The 17,965-nt window shown below is 41.9% G+C and carries 15 protein-coding genes; all 15 read left to right on the forward strand.

The features are described 5' to 3' along the window. The first annotated feature begins 33 nt into the window (after positions 1-33). The 15 genes from ilvC (at position 34) to glpK (ending at position 17,964) form a co-directional block, all read left to right on the forward strand. Positions 34-1,062: a ketol-acid reductoisomerase gene (ilvC, locus tag JSQ81_RS14645; RefSeq protein ID WP_212604756.1), complete on the forward strand. Its 1,029-nt coding sequence runs from the start codon at positions 34-36 to the stop codon at positions 1,060-1,062. Continuing rightward, positions 1,049-2,599 carry a 2-isopropylmalate synthase gene (locus JSQ81_RS14650; protein WP_212604757.1) on the forward strand — a complete coding sequence of 517 codons (1,551 nt, stop codon included), beginning with the start codon at positions 1,049-1,051 and terminating at the stop codon, positions 2,597-2,599. The genes ilvC and JSQ81_RS14650 overlap by 14 nt, the downstream gene beginning before the upstream one ends. 35 nt (positions 2,600-2,634) lie before the next feature. Beyond that, positions 2,635-3,735, forward strand: a complete 1,101-nt coding sequence (leuB, locus tag JSQ81_RS14655) for a 3-isopropylmalate dehydrogenase (protein WP_212604758.1) — start codon at positions 2,635-2,637, stop codon at positions 3,733-3,735. A gap of 17 nt (positions 3,736-3,752) precedes the next feature. Further along, positions 3,753-5,162, forward strand: a complete 1,410-nt coding sequence (leuC, locus tag JSQ81_RS14660; protein ID WP_212604759.1) for a 3-isopropylmalate dehydratase large subunit — start codon at positions 3,753-3,755, stop codon at positions 5,160-5,162. 14 nt (positions 5,163-5,176) lie between these two features. Next, complete coding sequence (gene leuD, locus JSQ81_RS14665; protein ID WP_212604760.1) at positions 5,177-5,770, forward strand: 3-isopropylmalate dehydratase small subunit; 594 nt, start codon at positions 5,177-5,179, stop codon at positions 5,768-5,770. Positions 5,771-5,869: 99 nt separating this feature from the next. Next, the gene (locus JSQ81_RS14670) at positions 5,870-6,796 is read left to right on the forward strand and encodes a threonine ammonia-lyase (protein WP_212604761.1); all 927 of its coding nucleotides are present in this window, start codon (positions 5,870-5,872) and stop codon (positions 6,794-6,796) included. 120 nt (positions 6,797-6,916) lie between these two features. Then, a complete protein-coding gene (gene nadX / locus JSQ81_RS14675) occupies positions 6,917-7,714 on the forward strand; it encodes an aspartate dehydrogenase (protein ID WP_249336549.1) in 798 nt (265 codons plus the stop codon). 40 nt (positions 7,715-7,754) lie between these two features. Beyond that, on the forward strand, positions 7,755-8,633 hold the full coding sequence (locus tag JSQ81_RS14680) for a choline kinase family protein (RefSeq protein WP_212604762.1): 879 nt from the start codon (positions 7,755-7,757) through the stop codon (positions 8,631-8,633). A 201-nt stretch (positions 8,634-8,834) separates the two neighbouring features. Further along, positions 8,835-9,527 (forward strand): hypothetical protein, encoded by a 693-nt coding sequence (locus JSQ81_RS14685; protein ID WP_212604763.1) that lies wholly within the window; start codon positions 8,835-8,837, stop codon positions 9,525-9,527. 22 nt (positions 9,528-9,549) lie between these two features. Further along, positions 9,550-10,572, forward strand: a complete 1,023-nt coding sequence (locus JSQ81_RS14690; protein ID WP_212604764.1) for a hypothetical protein — start codon at positions 9,550-9,552, stop codon at positions 10,570-10,572. Between the two features lie 164 nt (positions 10,573-10,736). Next, positions 10,737-14,057, forward strand: a complete 3,321-nt coding sequence (locus JSQ81_RS14695; RefSeq protein ID WP_212604765.1) for an ATP-binding protein — start codon at positions 10,737-10,739, stop codon at positions 14,055-14,057. Further along, positions 14,036-14,740: a response regulator transcription factor gene (locus tag JSQ81_RS14700; RefSeq protein ID WP_212604766.1), complete on the forward strand. Its 705-nt coding sequence runs from the start codon at positions 14,036-14,038 to the stop codon at positions 14,738-14,740. The genes JSQ81_RS14695 and JSQ81_RS14700 overlap by 22 nt, the downstream gene beginning before the upstream one ends. Positions 14,741-14,821: 81 nt before the next feature. Further along, entirely contained in the window at positions 14,822-15,283 is a 462-nt protein-coding gene (locus tag JSQ81_RS14705) for a DUF4870 domain-containing protein (protein ID WP_212604767.1), read from the forward strand. A gap of 48 nt (positions 15,284-15,331) precedes the next feature. After that, positions 15,332-16,333: a hypothetical protein gene (locus JSQ81_RS14710; protein WP_212604768.1), complete on the forward strand. Its 1,002-nt coding sequence runs from the start codon at positions 15,332-15,334 to the stop codon at positions 16,331-16,333. A 137-nt stretch (positions 16,334-16,470) separates the two neighbouring features. Further along, positions 16,471-17,964: a glycerol kinase GlpK gene (glpK, locus tag JSQ81_RS14715; protein WP_212604769.1), complete on the forward strand. Its 1,494-nt coding sequence runs from the start codon at positions 16,471-16,473 to the stop codon at positions 17,962-17,964. The last annotated feature ends 1 nt before the right edge of the window (position 17,965 follow it).

Raw genomic sequence — 17,965 nt, forward strand, 5'->3', positions numbered from 1 at the left:
AAATAAAAACAACCTACTAGGAGGAAATTAAAAATGGCTAAAATGTATTATAACAACGATATCGATGAGAGTGTTTTACAAGGAAAGAAAATTGCAGTAATCGGATACGGTTCACAAGGTCACGCACATGCGAGAAACTTGAAAGATTCAGGATTTGACGTAGTCGTTGGTGTTCGCCTGGGAAAATCATTTGATGCGGCTAAAGAAGACGGCTTAGATGTTGCGTCAGTAAAAGAAGCAGCAGAACAAGCGGATCTAGTCATGGTTTTACTGCCAGATGAAAGACAGAAGCAAGTATACGTAGAAGAAATTGAACCAGCGTTGAAAGCAGGAAAATCACTTGTCTTCGCCCATGGATTCAACGTTCACTTTGATGAGATTAAACCACCAGCAGACGTTGACGTATTCCTTGTAGCGCCAAAAGGTCCAGGACATCTTGTACGCAGAACATTTGAAGCAGGTGCTGGTGTTCCAGCATTGTTCGCAGTCTATCAAGACGCTTCAGGAAAAGCGCAAGAAGTTGCACTTGCATATGCAAAAGGAATTGGTTCAGCAAGAGCTGGCGTTCTTGAAACGACATTTAAAGAAGAAACTGAAACAGATTTATTCGGAGAACAAGCAGTTCTTTGCGGCGGTACAACTGCGCTTGTCAAAGCTGGATATGAAATCCTTGTCGAAGCGGGTTATCAGCCAGAACTAGCTTACTTTGAAACGCTCCATGAACTGAAACTAATCGTTGACCTTATGTACGAAGGCGGACTATCAGGAATGCGCTACTCGATTTCTGACACAGCGCAGTGGGGAGATTATGTTGCAGGAGACCGCATTATCGATGCAGGAACGAAAGATCGCATGAGAGAACTTCTTTCGGAAATCCAATCAGGCGAGTTCGCAAAAGGATGGATCGAAGAAAACGAAACAGGACGTCCAAACTTTAACGCGATCACTGAAAAAGAAGAAAAACATAGTATCGAAGCTGTTGGACAAAAACTTCGTGAAATGATGCCATTTGTGAACGCAGGTAAGAAAGAGAAGGAAGTGGTGACGAGTGCGAAAGATTGATATTTTCGACACAACGCTACGAGACGGTGAACAAGCTGCGGGGATTAATTTAAACACAGCTGAAAAGCTTGAAATTGCGCGTCAGCTGGAAAAACTAGGGGTAACCATTATTGAAGCAGGATTTCCTGCTTCATCCCCTGGAGACTTCCAAGCGGTTCAGAAAATTGCGAACACAGTGAAGGGTTCCATTGTTACCGGGCTTGCACGCACAATTAAAAGCGATATAGATACGACGTGGGAAGCACTTAAGGGTGCGGAACAACCCCATATTCATACATTTTTAGCGACATCGCCAATTCATATGCAATATAAACTTATGAAAACGCCGGATGAAGTGGTCGAACTAGCGGTTGAATCTGTCAAATATGCAAAGAAAAAATTCCCGCTCGTCCAATGGTCAGCTGAAGATGCTTTTAGGTCGGATCCGGAGTTTCTCGTTCGCATTGTCAACCAAGTGATTGCGGCGGGTGCAACGACCATAAATATTCCCGACACAGTGGGTTATGCGTCGCCAATGGAATACGGCGCACTGTTCAGATACTTGAAAGAAAATGTAACGGGTATCGACAAAGTGAAGCTTTCAGCGCATTGCCACAATGATTTAGGAATGGCGACCGCCAATACGATCGCTGCGATTGAAAACGGAGCCGATCAAGTCGAAGGAACGATTAATGGGATCGGCGAACGTGCCGGCAACGTTGCATTAGAAGAGATTGCAGTCGCACTTCATGTTCGAAAAGACTTTTATGGTTTTGAAACGGATATTAATTTAAAAGAAATTAAACGAACGAGTCAGCTAGTCAGCCAGTTGACGGGCGTCGTGATTCAACCGAATAAAGCGGTTGTCGGTAAAAATGCTTTCGCACATGAATCGGGGATTCACCAAGACGGCATGTTGAAAAATCCAGAGACCTATGAAATTATCACGCCAGCTTTGATCGGTGAAAGCGATGTTCCATTGGCGCTTGGAAAACATTCCGGACGACATGCGTTCAAAGATCGTTCGATTAAAATGGGCTTCGAATTAAGCGACGACAAATTAAATGTTGCGTTTATCGAGTTCAAAAAGCTTGCGGACCGTAAAAAAGAAATTACGGAAGATGATCTATTTGTACTCTTCACGGATCAACAAATCCAAAGTTCGGATACGCCGGTTTATCAATTAACGAATGTTCAAGTGCAATACGGCACGGCGAACGTCCCGACGGCAATGGTTTCGGCAATCACGCCGAGCGGTGAAGAAGTGAATAAAGCGGCTACGGGTTCAGGATCAGTAGAAGCGATATTCAATACGTTGGAGGAGCTTGTTCAAGGCGAAGTGCACATCCTTGATTACCGTGTGACTTCAATCGGTAAAGGACGCGACGCACTTGGGGAAGCAGTTATAAATTTAAGTTTGGATGGCCATGTGTCAACAGGACGCGATGTCGCGCAAGATGTTCTTGAAGCATCCGCAAAAGCATACTTGAATGCGATTAACCGTCAACTGATTAACGCAGATGTCCGGGAGAAAAAAGTGGCGGTTTCAGCGCCTTAATGATGAACAGAAAAATATAAGGAGGAGAGCTTGATATGAAAAAGAGAGTAGCAGTTCTACCAGGTGATGGAATCGGTCCGGAAGTAACAGAAGCAGCAGTGAAGGTATTGCAAGTAATTGGAAGACGATTCAATCATACATTCGAAATTGGTTACGGCTTAATCGGCGGCGCTGCGGTAGATGAGCACAACACGCCATTTCCAAATGAGACAATCGAACTTTGTCAGGCAAGTGATGCGGTTCTTCTTGGTGCAGTAGGCGGTCCGAAATGGGATCAGCACCCGACAGATTTAAGACCAGAAAAGGGTTTGCTCGCGATTCGTAAGCACTTTGATTTATACGCGAATCTACGACCTGTAATGGCTGTTCCGTCTTTGCTTCATGCTTCTCCTCTTAAAGAAGAAGTAGCTAAAGATGTCGATATGTTAATCGTGCGCGAATTAACTGGAGGCTTATATTTCGGCGAACCGAGCAGGCGAACCGAAAAATCTGCATTCGACACGCTCGTTTATACACGGGAAGAAATTGAACGCATTGTCGAGAAGTCATTTGAATTGGCTCGACTGCGACGCGGCAAAGTAACGTCTGTCGATAAAGAAAATGTATTGGAATCGAGCAAACTTTGGCGTGAAGTTGTTGAGGAAAAGAAAAAGCTTTATCCCGATATCGAAGTCGAGCATATGTTAGTCGATTCAGCGGCCATGCAACTTGTCACAAATCCAAGTGCATTCGATGTAATCGTCACGGAGAATATGTTTGGCGATATTTTAAGCGATGAGGCCTCTGTCATCACAGGTTCATTGGGCGTTCTTCCGTCGGCGAGTCTTGGCCGCGATGGTTTCGGTCTTTATGAACCAGTACACGGAACCGCGCCGTCCATTGCCGGACAAGGAAAAGCAAATCCTGCAGCGACAATCTTGTCAGTTGCCATGATGTTGAAGTATTCATTTGGTATGGAAACAGAAGCCGCGGCGGTTGAAGAAGCGGTGAATACCGTGTTTGAAGACGGATTCTTTACAGCTGATTTAGCGTCTCCGAGCGATCGTGTTTTATCGACAGAGGATTGGGCGAATAAAGTCGTAGATGAACTCGACTTACAATCCGTTTGTAACAGTATCATGTTTACGTACAATTAATATAGAGGGGGAGCAAGATGGCTAAAACAATTATCGAAAAAGTTTGGGATCAGCACGTCGTTTACGAAGAAAGTGGTAAGCCGGATTTGCTCTATATCGATCTTCATCTATTGCATGAAGTTACGTCTCCCCAGGCTTTTGAAGGATTGCGTATTGCAAATCGAAAAGTGCGTCGTCCAGATCTTTGTTTTGCGACAATGGATCATAATATTCCCACAAGAAACTTGCCGACGATTAAAGACCCGATTGCTAGAAAGCAAGTCAACACGCTTCAAGAAAACTGCGACGAGTTCGGCGTTCCGCTTGCGAATATGGACCATCCAGATCAAGGGATCGTTCATATTATCGGACCGGAACTCGGCCTTACGCAACCTGGAAAAACGATTGTTTGCGGGGATAGCCATACATCGACACACGGTGCTTTTGGAGCGATTGCGTTCGGAATTGGCACCAGTGAAGTTGAACATGTGTTATCAACACAGACATTGTGGCAAGCGCGTCCTCAAACAATGGAAGTGCGAATTTCCGGGGAACTTGGTTTTGGCGTAACGGCTAAAGATATTATATTAGCGATTATTGCGAAATTCGGGATTGATATGGGGAATGGCCATATTATCGAATTCACAGGCGAGGCCATTCGTAACTTAACGATGGAAGAGCGGATGACGGTTTGCAATATGTCCATCGAAGCGGGTGCGAAAGCAGGTTTAATCAGCCCTGACGAGAAGACGGTTTCTTATTTAAAAGGTCGTAAATACGTTCCGACCGGTGAAGAGTTTGACAAGGCGGCGGCACAGTGGCTTTCATACGCAACAGATGAAGGTGCGCAGTACGATAAAGTCGTTGAGATTGATGCAAATGAAATCGAGCCATTCGTTACATGGGGAACAAACCCGTCAATGGGGTCGGGTATTTCAAGCAGTGTTCCTTACGCTTCTGATTTTAGTTCAGAATCCGATAAAGAGTCATTGAAAAATGCACTCGAGTATATGGGGTTAGAGGAAGGAATGCCGCTAACTTCAATCGAAATTCAAAATGTATTTATCGGGTCTTGCACGAATGCACGGTTAAGTGATTTACGCGCCGCGGCAAAAGTGATTGAAGGTCAAAAAGTTCATGAATCAGTGACCGCGATTGTCGTACCAGGTTCGCGAACGGTGAAAAAACAAGCTGAAGATGAAGGGCTAGACAAAATATTCCTAGAGGCAGGCTTTGAATGGCGCGAATCGGGTTGCAGCATGTGTTTGGCAATGAACGATGATGTTGTTCCAGCCGGTGAACGATGTGCTTCAACATCCAACCGTAACTTTGAAGGACGACAAGGCGCGGGTTCACGGACGCACTTGATGAGTCCGCCAATGGCCGCGGCAGCTGCAGTTAAAGGCCGTTTCGTAGATGTGCGTGAAATGAATGCAGTTCTTGCGTAAAGGAGGTTAATCAAATGGAGCCAATCAATAAAGTAGAAAGTGTCATTACGCCGCTTGATCGAACGAACGTCGATACGGACCAAATCATTTCTAAAGAATTCTTGAGACGCATCGAGCGAACAGGATTCGGACAATATTTATTTTATCACTGGCGTTTCGATGCAGAAGGCAATGAAAGAAAAGATTTTGTATTGAACGATAAACGGTTTAAAGATTCAAAAGTGTTAGTAGCCCATGAAAACTTCGGTTGCGGATCTTCAAGAGAACATGCACCGTGGTCCCTATTGGATTATGGATTTAACGTTGTCATCGCACCAAGTTTTGCGGATATTTTTTATAATAACTGCATGAAAAATGGATTGCTTCCGATTCGATTGGCGGTAGCCGAAGTTGAACAAATCCTTGAAAAAGGCCAACGGGCACCTTATTCCGTTCAAGTGAATTTGGAGGAACAAAAGGTGACTACCGAAGACGGTGAAACTTATTCGTTCGAGGTTGATCCCTACTATAAACAAATGTTGTTGAATGGTTGGGACGAAATTGAATTAACTTTCCAATATGAAGATAAAATTAAAGCTTATGAAGATAAACAGAAACAATTGGTTTAATTTGTAACCAATATCCCTACTAATAGAGGAGATGGTGTCGTTGGGGATTTATATAGCACAGCAGGTTTATTCGAAGCGTTTGAAAGGTTAACAGATGTCGTGCATAGAACGCCTTGCAAGGAGTCTCAAACAATTAATGAGTGGACGGATTCAACCGTTTATTTAAAACTGGAAAATCTCCAAAGAACCGGTTCATTTAAAATTCGAGGCGCTTTCAATAAAGTTTCACAACTTACGGGTGAAGAATGTGCGCGCGGGTTAATCGCGGCGTCGGCCGGCAACCATGCCCAAGGCGTCGCGCTTGCGGGTCGTGAAAGAGGCATTCCGGTAACGATTTACATGCCTAAAACAACGCCGGATACGAAGATTAACGCAACCCGAAAATACGGCGCAACTGTAAAATTGGTCGGTCAAAACTTTGACGAAGCCTACATTGCGGCGCGCGAAGAACAATTTGTTTCAGGAGCGAGTTTCATCCACCCATTCGATGATCTTGCAATCATAGAAGGGCAAGCGACTGTTGCCATGGAGATGTTGCAACAGCAACCTGAAATGGATACGATCGTCGTTCCGGCGGGCGGCGGGGGCTTGCTAGCGGGAACTGCGCTTGCAGTCAAAACCATTCGTCCAAGTGTGAAAGTGATTGGTGTTCAAGCATCGAATTCACCGGCAATTGCTTCTGCGTTTAAAGGCGTTCGAAACAAGAATATTCCTTTCTTACCGACGATTGCAGAAGGGATTTGTGTGAAGCAACCTGGTAAATTACCCGTAGATATTATCCGCAATTACGTAGATGATGTTATTACGGTTACGGAGCAGGAAATCTCATCAACAATCCTCTTTATGCTCGAAAGAGAAAAGTTGCTTGTTGAAGGAGCTGCAGCGGCAGCGATTGCAGCTGTCGTGAATAAGAGATTACCGGTTTCATCTAAAAAAACGGGTGTTATCGTGAGCGGCGGCAATTTTGATCTAAGTAAATTAAGCGCGTGCATGGGACAAAGTGCAAATAATGTTCAAAACTTTTAACAACTAACTACCTGACCTGGAATATGGTTGGGTAGTTTTTTATATATTTACTTGAAAACTTTACGCTTAAATAATGTGATATAATAGATACAGAATATTGTTAATTAGTGGGATTCAGAGGTGAGTAAATTGAAAATCGGGTTAATCGGTTGTGGATCAATCGGGAAGTTTTTATTGGAAAAACTAAACAAGGAAAAACTGCTGCCGAATTATCAAATTTGTTCAGTTTTTGATGGACGGGATAGTCGTAGGAAGAAATTACAGGATCTTTCGGAAACATACGAAATTACCATTTTTCAGGATTTAAATCAGTTCCTGCAATCGGGTGTTGACTTGGTAGTAGAATGCGCCAATATTCAAACTGTTAATGATTACGCTGTTCGAATTGTTGAGCAAAAAGATTTACTGCTTATCAGCATCGGCGCTTTGGCGAATTCCTCCTTATATAATGAACTGCAATCCGTGTCTAAGTTAAATGGCACGAAACTTTATCTGCCTTCAGGCGCAATCGGCGGATTAGACGTGATAAAAACTGCGAATATTATGGGCGGTTTGAATGCTGTTTCATTGGTATCGCGAAAGCCATTAACCGCTTTCTCCAATGAACAATACAATGAAGAAACAGTTTTGTTTGAAGGATCAGCTAAAGACGCGATACAAAAATATCCACAAAATGCGAATGTAGCCATTGTGCTCTCTTTGGCGGGGATTGGAATTGAAAAAACATCCGTAAAGATTATTGCTGATCCAGGGGTAAATAAAAATATTCATGAAATCCATGCAGAAGGTGTTTTCGGGGAAGTTGATATAACAGTTCAAAACAATCCTTCCGAAGGCAATGCGAAAACAAGTTATTTAACGGCATTAAGTATTTTATCAGCGCTCAAGTCAATAAACGAACAAGTCACAATAGGTTAATTCATAGACGAGGCAAGAATTACTGGGGGGCATATGCGATATGGAGAAACTGATTGATCTCATCAGAGAAGCGCTTCAATTACCGGATGCAAAAATAGAAAACATAGAAACAACTGGCGGGATGACAAATTTAAATTATTTGGTCACAATCGATTCAGCGGATTTCATCGTCCGAATACCTGGGAATGGGACAGAGGAATTCATCGATAGAAGAATCGAAAAAGAAAACCTGGAATTCGCATCTTCGCTTGGCATAAATCCAGAATTGCGTTACTTCAATTTGGAGACTGGCTTGAAAGTCACGAAGAAAATTGTAAACGCTACCACGCTGACGCCTACTATTGCCAGTGAGGAAAAAACGATGGTAAAAATAGCGGAGATTTTCAGAACGGTGCATAATTCAAATCGCTCAATGAGCAATCGGTTTGAGCTGTTCGAGATGATGGCGAATTTCGAAGAGCTTGCGCTCGAAGCGGGCGCGGAATTTTTTGATGGATTTGACGAAGTGAAGAAGGATATAAATACGCTGCAGCAGTACTTTGATGATTTGAAAATAAAGGAAGTTCCTTGCCATATAGATCCGGCTTGTTCAAATTTCATCATTAGCGATGAGGATAAAGTGTATTTGATTGATTGGGAATATAGTGGGATGTTTGACCCGATGTGGGATATCGCCGCACACGCATTAGAAGCTAAACTTACGGAAACAGAGGAAGCATTTTTTGTCCGACAGTATTTTGGAAGAGAAGCGACTGTAGCGGAAGAGAAAAGGATGCTTTTACATAAAATATTCCAAGACTATCTTTGGAGCCTATGGACGCTTTTCAAAGAAGAAAAAGGTGACGACTTCGGCGCCTATGGAAAAAATCGTTTTGAACGGGCAAGAAAGAATATTGAGATTTTTAATCAGGCTGAATAAACGTTTATACACCTTACATTGTAGGGTGTATTTTTTATTTGGCTGAAACGACCAAAGTATGCACTCAAACGACTAAAGCACAGTTTCCGTGAGTGCTAGTCCTTCTATTTCTATAAAACTAACTATAATACTTCCAACTTAACCGGTTCTTAACCTTCATTGAATAGAGTAGTGAAGAATAGAATTTTGGGGGTGCGCGTATTGAAGAAAATCAGTATATTATTGTCTGTTTTATTTTTAAGTATATTATTAGCGGGTTGTATATCGATTCCGCTTGGTGACGGAGGGCAATTAGAGGTATCGAAGGACGGCGTCAATATTGACACGGGTGAAGAAGATGGAGCAGATAACGGTGAAGTGGAAGAAGCAGAAGAGGGCGTAGAAGGTACGGAAGAAGAAACAAACAAAGAAGAAACAGACAAAGAAGATACAGCCGATGATGAGGGAACTGATGAAAGTGAGCCTGAAGAAGTGGCAACAGACACAAATAGTTGCGTTGAACCAATAGAAGATACAAGAGGGAATGAAAGAGCTTTAAAACAACTAGCGGAATTGGCGCCACCGAATTTTCCATTGCCTAATTGTACGAAAATGGAGTCCACGAAAGACGGTTATTATGAAGCTTATAAAGCAGCAACATTAGAATCCTATTTTATAGTTGAAGGATACTGGGCAGACATACTTGACCTATACAAAGATTATTTGGAGGAGTCTGGATTTGGTCCCCTTAAAAAGAATGAGAACGCAAAAGATATGTCAGCATGGCTGGAAGGGAAAACGCCGGATTATGACGCGACAATATATGTCACTCAACTTGCAAGAAATGATGACGACCAAGAGGTAGTGCGGGTAAGGTTGGTTCTTTATCATTACGACAATCCGCGGGATGAATAAAGATGGAACGGAGACGAAGTAAATGAAAAGAATGATGACGATAATGTCGACATTTCTAACAATTCTGTTGATATCAGGTTGTGTATCAATTCCGCTGACGGACGGGGGGAGCATCGAAATTTCGGCTGATGGACTTACGATCATTCCAACTGAAGATGATGGTGGCGATGTCGACATTGAAGAAGAAAGTGTTGGAAAAGTGAAAGGATCAACTACTGAAATAGATGAGGATGAGTCCGTCAATGAAGAAAATGAAAGTGAAAATCCCGTCACCATTACCGATGACGAAGAGAATGAAAGTACAGACCTTGCCGGTCAAGACGGCCTGGGCGGTTGCGCGCATGAATTCTATCTACTGAAAAACAGGCTTCCAGATGGATTTCCGATACCGGAATGTACTTATATTACAGTCTTTGAAATCGTAGAAGATCAAGAAGATCATGTACGCATGATGACCGCTCAATATCACAATTTTGGTTCCACTCAAGAAGCGCATGATGACGCTAAAAACTTTTTTTCCGATTTAGGCTATGCAATCACAAATGATGAAGTGGGCGTCCTCTCTGTTAAGAAAAATGGCATACAGATTACCCTAACCAAAGAGGATCTAGGTTCTGATTCACTTTTGACGGGTATACAATATCGTGAAACACCTATTATTCAGTATAAAGTGATTGACTCCTTTATTAATTTGACTGAAAATGGTCATGGTAAATGTTCAGATGAATATTATACATCCTTAAGTTTGTTGCCGGAAGATTTCCCGTTAGCCGAATGTGCTAAAACAACATTCATAGTAATGGAAAATTTCGATGCTGCAAGTAATAGTGCTGCATTTTATAAAGTCGATGGAATCTGGGCGGATCATTACAATGCATTTGTAGCGTATGCAGAAGCTAATAATTTTACAATTACTCAAGATGAAGGCCTTGCTACTCAAGGTGAATTGAGTTATATGGACGGAGATACAATCGTATACATTGCTGTGGAGAAAATTGATAAAACGAAAACAGACATTCATATAAACGTATCAAAAAAGTTTTAGTATAGAAGAATAAACAGCCCTTTCTGATACTAGAAAGGGTTTTAAGTATGAGTAAAATCATGTCTGGGTAATATCTCCGGTAACACCTTTCATAATAGTATATATGATGTATAATTAATATAACTTTTCGAATATTCAAATCAGGATATGTGGGGGGTGACTAAATGATAATAAAAGGAATTAAGAACAGTGTAATCCTTTTTCTTATATTAATCTTCTTTACATTTAGTCACCACGCCCATTCATCCAATGAAGACGCCGGCTTAATTACGATTACTTCTGCAAGTAAAGAGATAAAAGTTTACGAGAAAATGATGATTTTGCAGGATAAAGAAAAAACACTAACAATTGATGATGTCACTAAGGAAGAAAATTTACGTCGATTCACGCAAACAAAAAAGGGGATTCCGAATTTCGGATATATAGATTCTGTCTATTGGACGGTTTTTACACTAGAAAATACATCTGATATTGAAGATTGGTATCTAGAAATCAGTTATCCTCCTCTTGAAAGAGTTACCAGTTTTAGCGAGACAACCATTGGCGACTTTGAAGAAATCAAACTCGGTCAAACTTATCCCTTTCAACACCGCAAAGTTTCCCATCGAAATCATGTATTCGATTTGAAAATCCAACCGGGCGATTCAAAACGAATATTCCTTCGTGTTGAAACAGGGGGTTCCATGCAGCTCCCAATCATTTTATGGGAAAAAGAAGAATTCATTAAGAAAACGCAAATGGAGTTTATTTATTTAGGGATTTTCTACGGCGCGCTTATTGCGATGACGCTTTATAACCTATTTCTTTACTTCAGTTTGCATCATCGTAGTTATTTATATTATGTATTGGTCATCTCTGGTTCTATTTTTTCAAACGCAGCAATGAACGGACTTGGTTTTCAATACATTTGGCCGGATCTACCTTGGTTCAATCATCGCTCTGCAATTGTCTTTATTCATTTCGGAATCATTGCATGTATTTTATTCACCGAAAGTTTTCTCGATACAAATCGGTATTTTCCTCGATTCAAAAAAATTGGTCAACTGATTATGGCCTTAAATGCATTGAACCTTTTCATCGTTTTTTTCATATCCTATAAAGTTGCACTAAATATCATCATTCCCCTCATGCTTATATCCATTTTCACGATTATTACGGTAGGCTTCATCTGTTTGCAAAAAGGGGCGCGACAGGCGCGTTTTTTTCTAATCGCCTGGATTATTTTTATTTTAGGCATTGCGATTTCGGCATTAGCAGATGGCGCCTATATTCCCCTTAATTTCTGGTCGAAATACGCTGTTCAAATATCAGCAACACTGGAAGTGATTCTCTTATCGCTAGCGCTTGCTGATCGTATAAATATATTGCGACTTGAAAAAGAATCCGCTGAACTTCAGGCGAGAAAGAGCCAAGCTGAAGCCGTTGAAAGTCTAAAACGAGCCGATGCAATAAAAGATGAATTTCTTGCCATTACATCGCATGAATTACGAACACCGCTCTATGGAATAATTGGCATCGCGGAATCTCTACGTGACGGAGTAGAAGGGGAGATTACAAATTCGATGGATCGGCAACTGTCCATGATTAGTAGCAGCGGGAAGCGGTTGACGAATCTAGTAAACGATATTCTCGATTTTTCGAAGTTGAAACATAACGCCATCGAAGTCAACATGCAGCAAGTTAAGCTGTACGAAATCATAAATATCGTGCTTGCAATTTGCAATCCGCTTGTCGCAGGAAAACCAATAAACATTACAAATAAGATTCAAAAATCAATACCATCCGTGCGAGCCGATCAAGATCGTCTAATTCAAATTTTGTACAACTTAATCGGGAATGCCATTAAATATACGGACCATGGGGATATATCGGTTTCGGCGGAACGGCTTGAAAACCAATTGAAAATTTCGATTGCAGATACCGGTAAAGGAATTCCAGAAAGCGATTTGGAATCAATCTTTAATTCATTTCACCAAGTTGATGACACGGACTTGAGGGAAGTCGGAGGAACGGGAATTGGACTGAGCATTACTAAAAAACTTGTTGAACTTTTAGATGGGAAAATTGAAGTGATTTCAACATTCGGCGTCGGATCGACATTCAGTTTCACGCTTCCGATATATGAAGAAAGCGTCATGGAAGATGAAGTTGCAAGTAGTGTAGCTGCGGATGGATTTATTGATACGTTTGTGCCCAGCGCACCCATAGAAAAATTGCCAACCCATTCAAATAAGGGAACATCAGCAAAAATTCTAATCGCGGACGATGAACCGGTGAATTTGCAAGTCCTCATCAATAATCTCTCGTTAGAAGGCTATAAAGTCGTCGCTGCATCGAACGGTGAAGAAGTGCTATCTATTGTTGAAAATGAAGATTTTGATCTCCTTATATTAGACGTAATGATGCCTAAGCTTTCGGGTTTTGAAGTGACAAAAGAGTTAAGAACGCGTCACAGCTTAACCGAACTGCCCATTTTAATGTTAACTGCAAAAACCCAATTATACGACAGAGTGATGGCATTTGAAATGGGGGCAAATGATTATTTGGCAAAACCTTGTGATAAAGAGGAGCTTATTGCGCGCGTTGAAACGCTTATTAACTTAAGCAAATTAAACAAAGAACTAACCGAGATAAACCGTTCGCTCGGAGAAATCGTAAAAGAGAGAACTTCGGCGCTAGAAGAGACGAATACAAATCTTCTGAGTGTGAATGAAGAATTGAAGAATATGGAAGAGTCTAGAACATTATTATTATCGAGTATCTCGCACGAGCTTGCGACACCGATCACGTTGATTCAAAACTATATTCAAGCTGTTCAAGAAGGATTAATTCAAGAGAATAATCCGCGTTATTTAGAAATGGTTCAACAAAAATTAAACATGCTCAATCGATTAACAAAAGACTTATTTGAGCTTTCGAAATTAAAGTCGGCGCATATCAGCATTAATTTCAAAGAGATTTCATTTAATAAATGGTTTGAACAGCTCACTGACGGCTTGTCATTCGATTTACAAAGGAGCGGCAGAAAGTTCATATCGGCTAACCTTTCAGGTAGCAGAGCGGTCATAACGGGCGATGTTGAGCGATTGAGTCAAGCATTTTCGAATGTCATTTGGAATGCCGTGAAACACACCTTGCCAACTACAGGAGAAATTAATCTGACTGCGGAAATTGTCAAGGATACGAAAACCGACTGGGATTGGAAAGTACGCATCCATATTTCAGATAATGGTTTCGGAATTCCAAAAGAAAGTTTGCCTTTCATTTTTGAACGTTTTTATCAAGGCGCGGATAATTCAATGAAAACCGGGGCTAATGGCACAGGACTGGGACTTGCGATTACGAAGGAAATTATTATTCTTCATAACGGGACGATTGAAGTCGTTAGCGAAATGGGGGAGGGGACAACATTTACAATTGAATTGCCTTTACGAACAAGGAACGGAGGAATGGAGGGCTCGATATGGCGGGGGAACGAATTTTAGTCGTGGATGATGAAGCTGGAATACGTGAACTCATTCAACTCTATTTAATGAAGAAAGAGTATAGCGTACAAGGTGCGGGGAATGGCTTGGAAGCAATCAAAGCTGTTCGAAAAGGCGATATCGATTTAGTTTTACTCGATATTGAAATGCCTGGTATGGATGGTTTTGAAGCTTGCAAAGAAATCCGACTGTTTTCCAATGTTCCGATTTTATTCGTAAGTTGCAAAAAGGAATTATCGGACCGTATTGAAGGAATTGAAATCGGGGCGGATGACTTTATCACAAAACCATTTGACTTTCACGAGTTGGAAGCCCGAATTGAAGCTGTTTTCAGGAGGAAAAAATGGGTAAAAATGGACGCGGAAAGTATGGTGGGATCGGTTCTTCAATTCGATGATATTTTAATCGACTTGCTGAAATGCGAGCTTACTGTACGCGGCAAGAAAGTGCGCCTTTCCAATAAAGAATTCAAGCTGCTTTCCTTGATGGCGAAAGAACCGAATCGGATTTGGCCGGCCGAACAATTGTATGACCATATTTGGGGGTATTATTCCGAGGGCAGTCCGCAAACGGTAAAGGTGCATATTAGCAATTTGCGGAGAAAGTTGGAGATTGATCCGGCGACTCCGAAATATATTCAGACGGCTAGAGGTTTCGGATACAAATTCGCTTCATCGAATTAATTTAAAAATAGTTGAAACCTTAACCTTAACTTAACCTTCAAATTATATAATTTGAATAATTGAATAGAAGGAGGAACGAAAATGACTAATAACGAGCATATTGGTTCGGAAGATCAAGTGCCAGTTATCAAAGAAGAATCAGCTGAAGCGGCTGCAACAATGGAAGCGGCGGAAAAGAAGCCGACTTCAGTTGGACTTGAGGAAAATATTGCGGCCGCACTTTGCCATTTTCCGCTTATCGGACTAATATTTTTCTTTATTGAAAAAGAAAATAAGGTTGTTCGTTTTCATGCATTGCAAGTGATTATGTTATCCGTCGTTTTAATTGTAGCTAGTATAGCGGTCGGAATTTTGACGGGACTGTTATCTTTCATGAAACTCGGAATGCTGGGCTTGCTAATTAGTGGCCCTTATTACTTCTTAATTATGCCGGCGTCAACCGTACTATTAATTTTCATGGCGATTTGGGCTTACAAAGGAAAGGTTTTAAATCTCCCGGTCATCGGCAAATTTGCAGAAGAACATTCGACTCCGAAACAATAAAGAATATGAATTATCGTGGAATGGAAATAGAGTGAAGGAGGTTTTGGGGTGTCTGTGATGAAGTTGGTGAACCGGACATTGCCATTTTTAGTTGCCCGCGTGGCGATTTATGGAATATTTGTCATTGCAGCATTGATATTTTTAGCGATCATGATTGGGATCGGGTTTTTGCTGTTGAAAATCTTCGGTGAAAGTTCCGCAGCGTTCCTCATCGTGATGTTATTGGCATTCAGTGTCATCTACGGTGGTCTCAGATTTCTGGAGCGCTACGTGTTATACATGGTAAAAGTAGCCCATATATCCATCGTTGTCGAGTTATTGAAGACAGGAACAATTCCAGAAGGCAAAGGACAAATCGCATATGGAAAAGAGCAGGTAAAACAAAACTTCGGGTCCGCGAACGTGGCTTTTGTTGTCGATAAAGCGATTCACGGAGCTGTCAAACAAATTCAACGATGGACACTGCGCGTGGGAGAGGCTTTTAGTTTCGTTCCCGGGGCAAAAAATATTTTCGGCATACTAAACGCGATCATGTCGGTAAGTTTAAATTACATTGATGAAGCCGTCGTCAGCTATATCATTTTACGGAAAAATGAAAAGCGAGAAGACACGGTTTGGAAGTCCGCATCAGATGGCGTTGTTTTATATGCACAGAGCTGGAAAAGCATACTTAAAACAGCAACAGGCGCCGTCGTTTGCATTTACGGCTTTAGCATCATTACTTTTCTTGTTTTCGCGCTTCCACTTATGGGTATTTCCAAACTTATCTCCTCAAACACCCCGGGTTTGGGAACGTTCCTTGGTTTTATTGCGCTTGTAGGGGCCTATGTGTTTACGGTAGCGATAAAAAGAGCCCTCGTCGACCCGATTGTGACGATTGCGATGGTGCGTTCATATCAAATCAGTATAAATGGATTGGAACCTGCGATGGATTTACAACAAAAGCTATTGGGTGTTTCCCCACGATTTAGGAAGCTATTTGAAAAAGGGAAAGAAGCCGAGGCTGAGGTTGCGCTTGTGGAAGCAAAACCAGTCGAAGTCCCGATGTAACGTCCCCCCTTATTTGACATATATAAGTAGCGACTTGGAATCTAGTAACCAAGTCGCTACTATTTTTTTGTATTGTAAGGTGAATTAGAAGATAATAATAGTAAGGCTTTTAATTCGAACGAAATGGGGGAGAAAGTATGAAGGAAAAGTACATTCTAGCACTCGATCAAGGAACGACAAGCTCACGGGCAATTTTATTCGATAAAAAAGGGGAAGTTGTCCATACCTCTCAAAAAGAATTTAAACAATACTTTCCGAAATCCGGCTGGGTCGAACATAACGCAAACGAAATCTGGAGTTCGATTTTAGCGGTGATCGCAAGCGTATTGATGGAAAACAATATCGAAGCAGAACAAATTGAAGGAATCGGCATTACAAATCAACGGGAAACTACCGTTGTTTGGGATAAAAATACTGGCGTCCCCGTCTACAATGCAATCGTTTGGCAATCAAGACAAACGGCGGAAATCTGTGATCAATTGATTGCGGAAGGGCATAATGAAACATTTCGGGATAAAACAGGACTACTTGTTGACGCTTACTTTTCTGGGACAAAGGTAAAGTGGATTCTGGATAATGTCGAGGGGGCGAGAGAAAAGGCGGACCGAGGCGATTTGCTTTTCGGAACAATCGATACATGGCTTGTTTGGAAGTTGTCCGGCGGAAAGGTGCATGTGACCGATTACACAAATGCTTCTCGAACCTTGATGTATAATATATATGAGTTGAAATGGGATGAAGAGCTACTCAAGCTATTAGACGTACCGGCCTCAATGTTGCCGGAGGTTAAATCATCTTCTGAAATCTATGGCTACACTGACAATATTCATTTATTCGGGCATAATGCACCGATTGCGGGAATCGCTGGTGATCAGCATGCGGCCTTATTCGGTCAGGCATGTTTTGAAAGCGGCATGGTGAAGAACACATACGGCACAGGTTGTTTTATGTTGATGAATACGGGCGAAAAAGCAGTTAAATCTGAGCACGGTTTATTGACAACGATTGCCTGGGGCATTGATGGGAAAGTCGAATATGCGCTAGAAGGCAGCATTTTCGTCGCTGGATCGGCAATTCAATGGTTGCGAGATGGACTTCGGATGTTCAGGGATTCAGCCGATACTGAAAAATACGTTGCTCGTGTTGAATCGACGGAAGGCGTATATGTTGTGCCCGCGTTTGTTGGCCTCGGCGCGCCGTATTGGGATAGTGATGTTCGCGGTGCGGTATTTGGGCTGACGCGCGCGACATCGAAAGAGCATTTTATTCGCGCGACATTAGAAGCGTTAGCTTATCAAACGAAAGATGTATTGGACGCGATGGAAGCCGATTCCGGAATTACATTAAAAACATTAAGGGTCGACGGCGGCGCGGTGAAAAATGACTTCCTCATGCAGTTCCAAAGCGATTTGCTGAATGTTCCGGTTGAACGACCGGTGATTAATGAAACAACAGCGCTCGGTGCGGCATATTTAGCTGGACTGGCTGTAGGGTTTTGGAAAGATCGTTCTGAAATAAAGAATCATTGGCAATTGGACCGGTCATTTGAACCGGAAATGGAACAAAGTCGACGTGACGATCTATATGCCGGTTGGCAAAAAGCGGTCAAAGCCGCGATGATATTTAAATGAA

The sequence above is a fragment of the Sporosarcina sp. Marseille-Q4063 genome (assembly GCF_018309085.1).
Taxonomy (GTDB): domain Bacteria; phylum Bacillota; class Bacilli; order Bacillales_A; family Planococcaceae; genus Sporosarcina.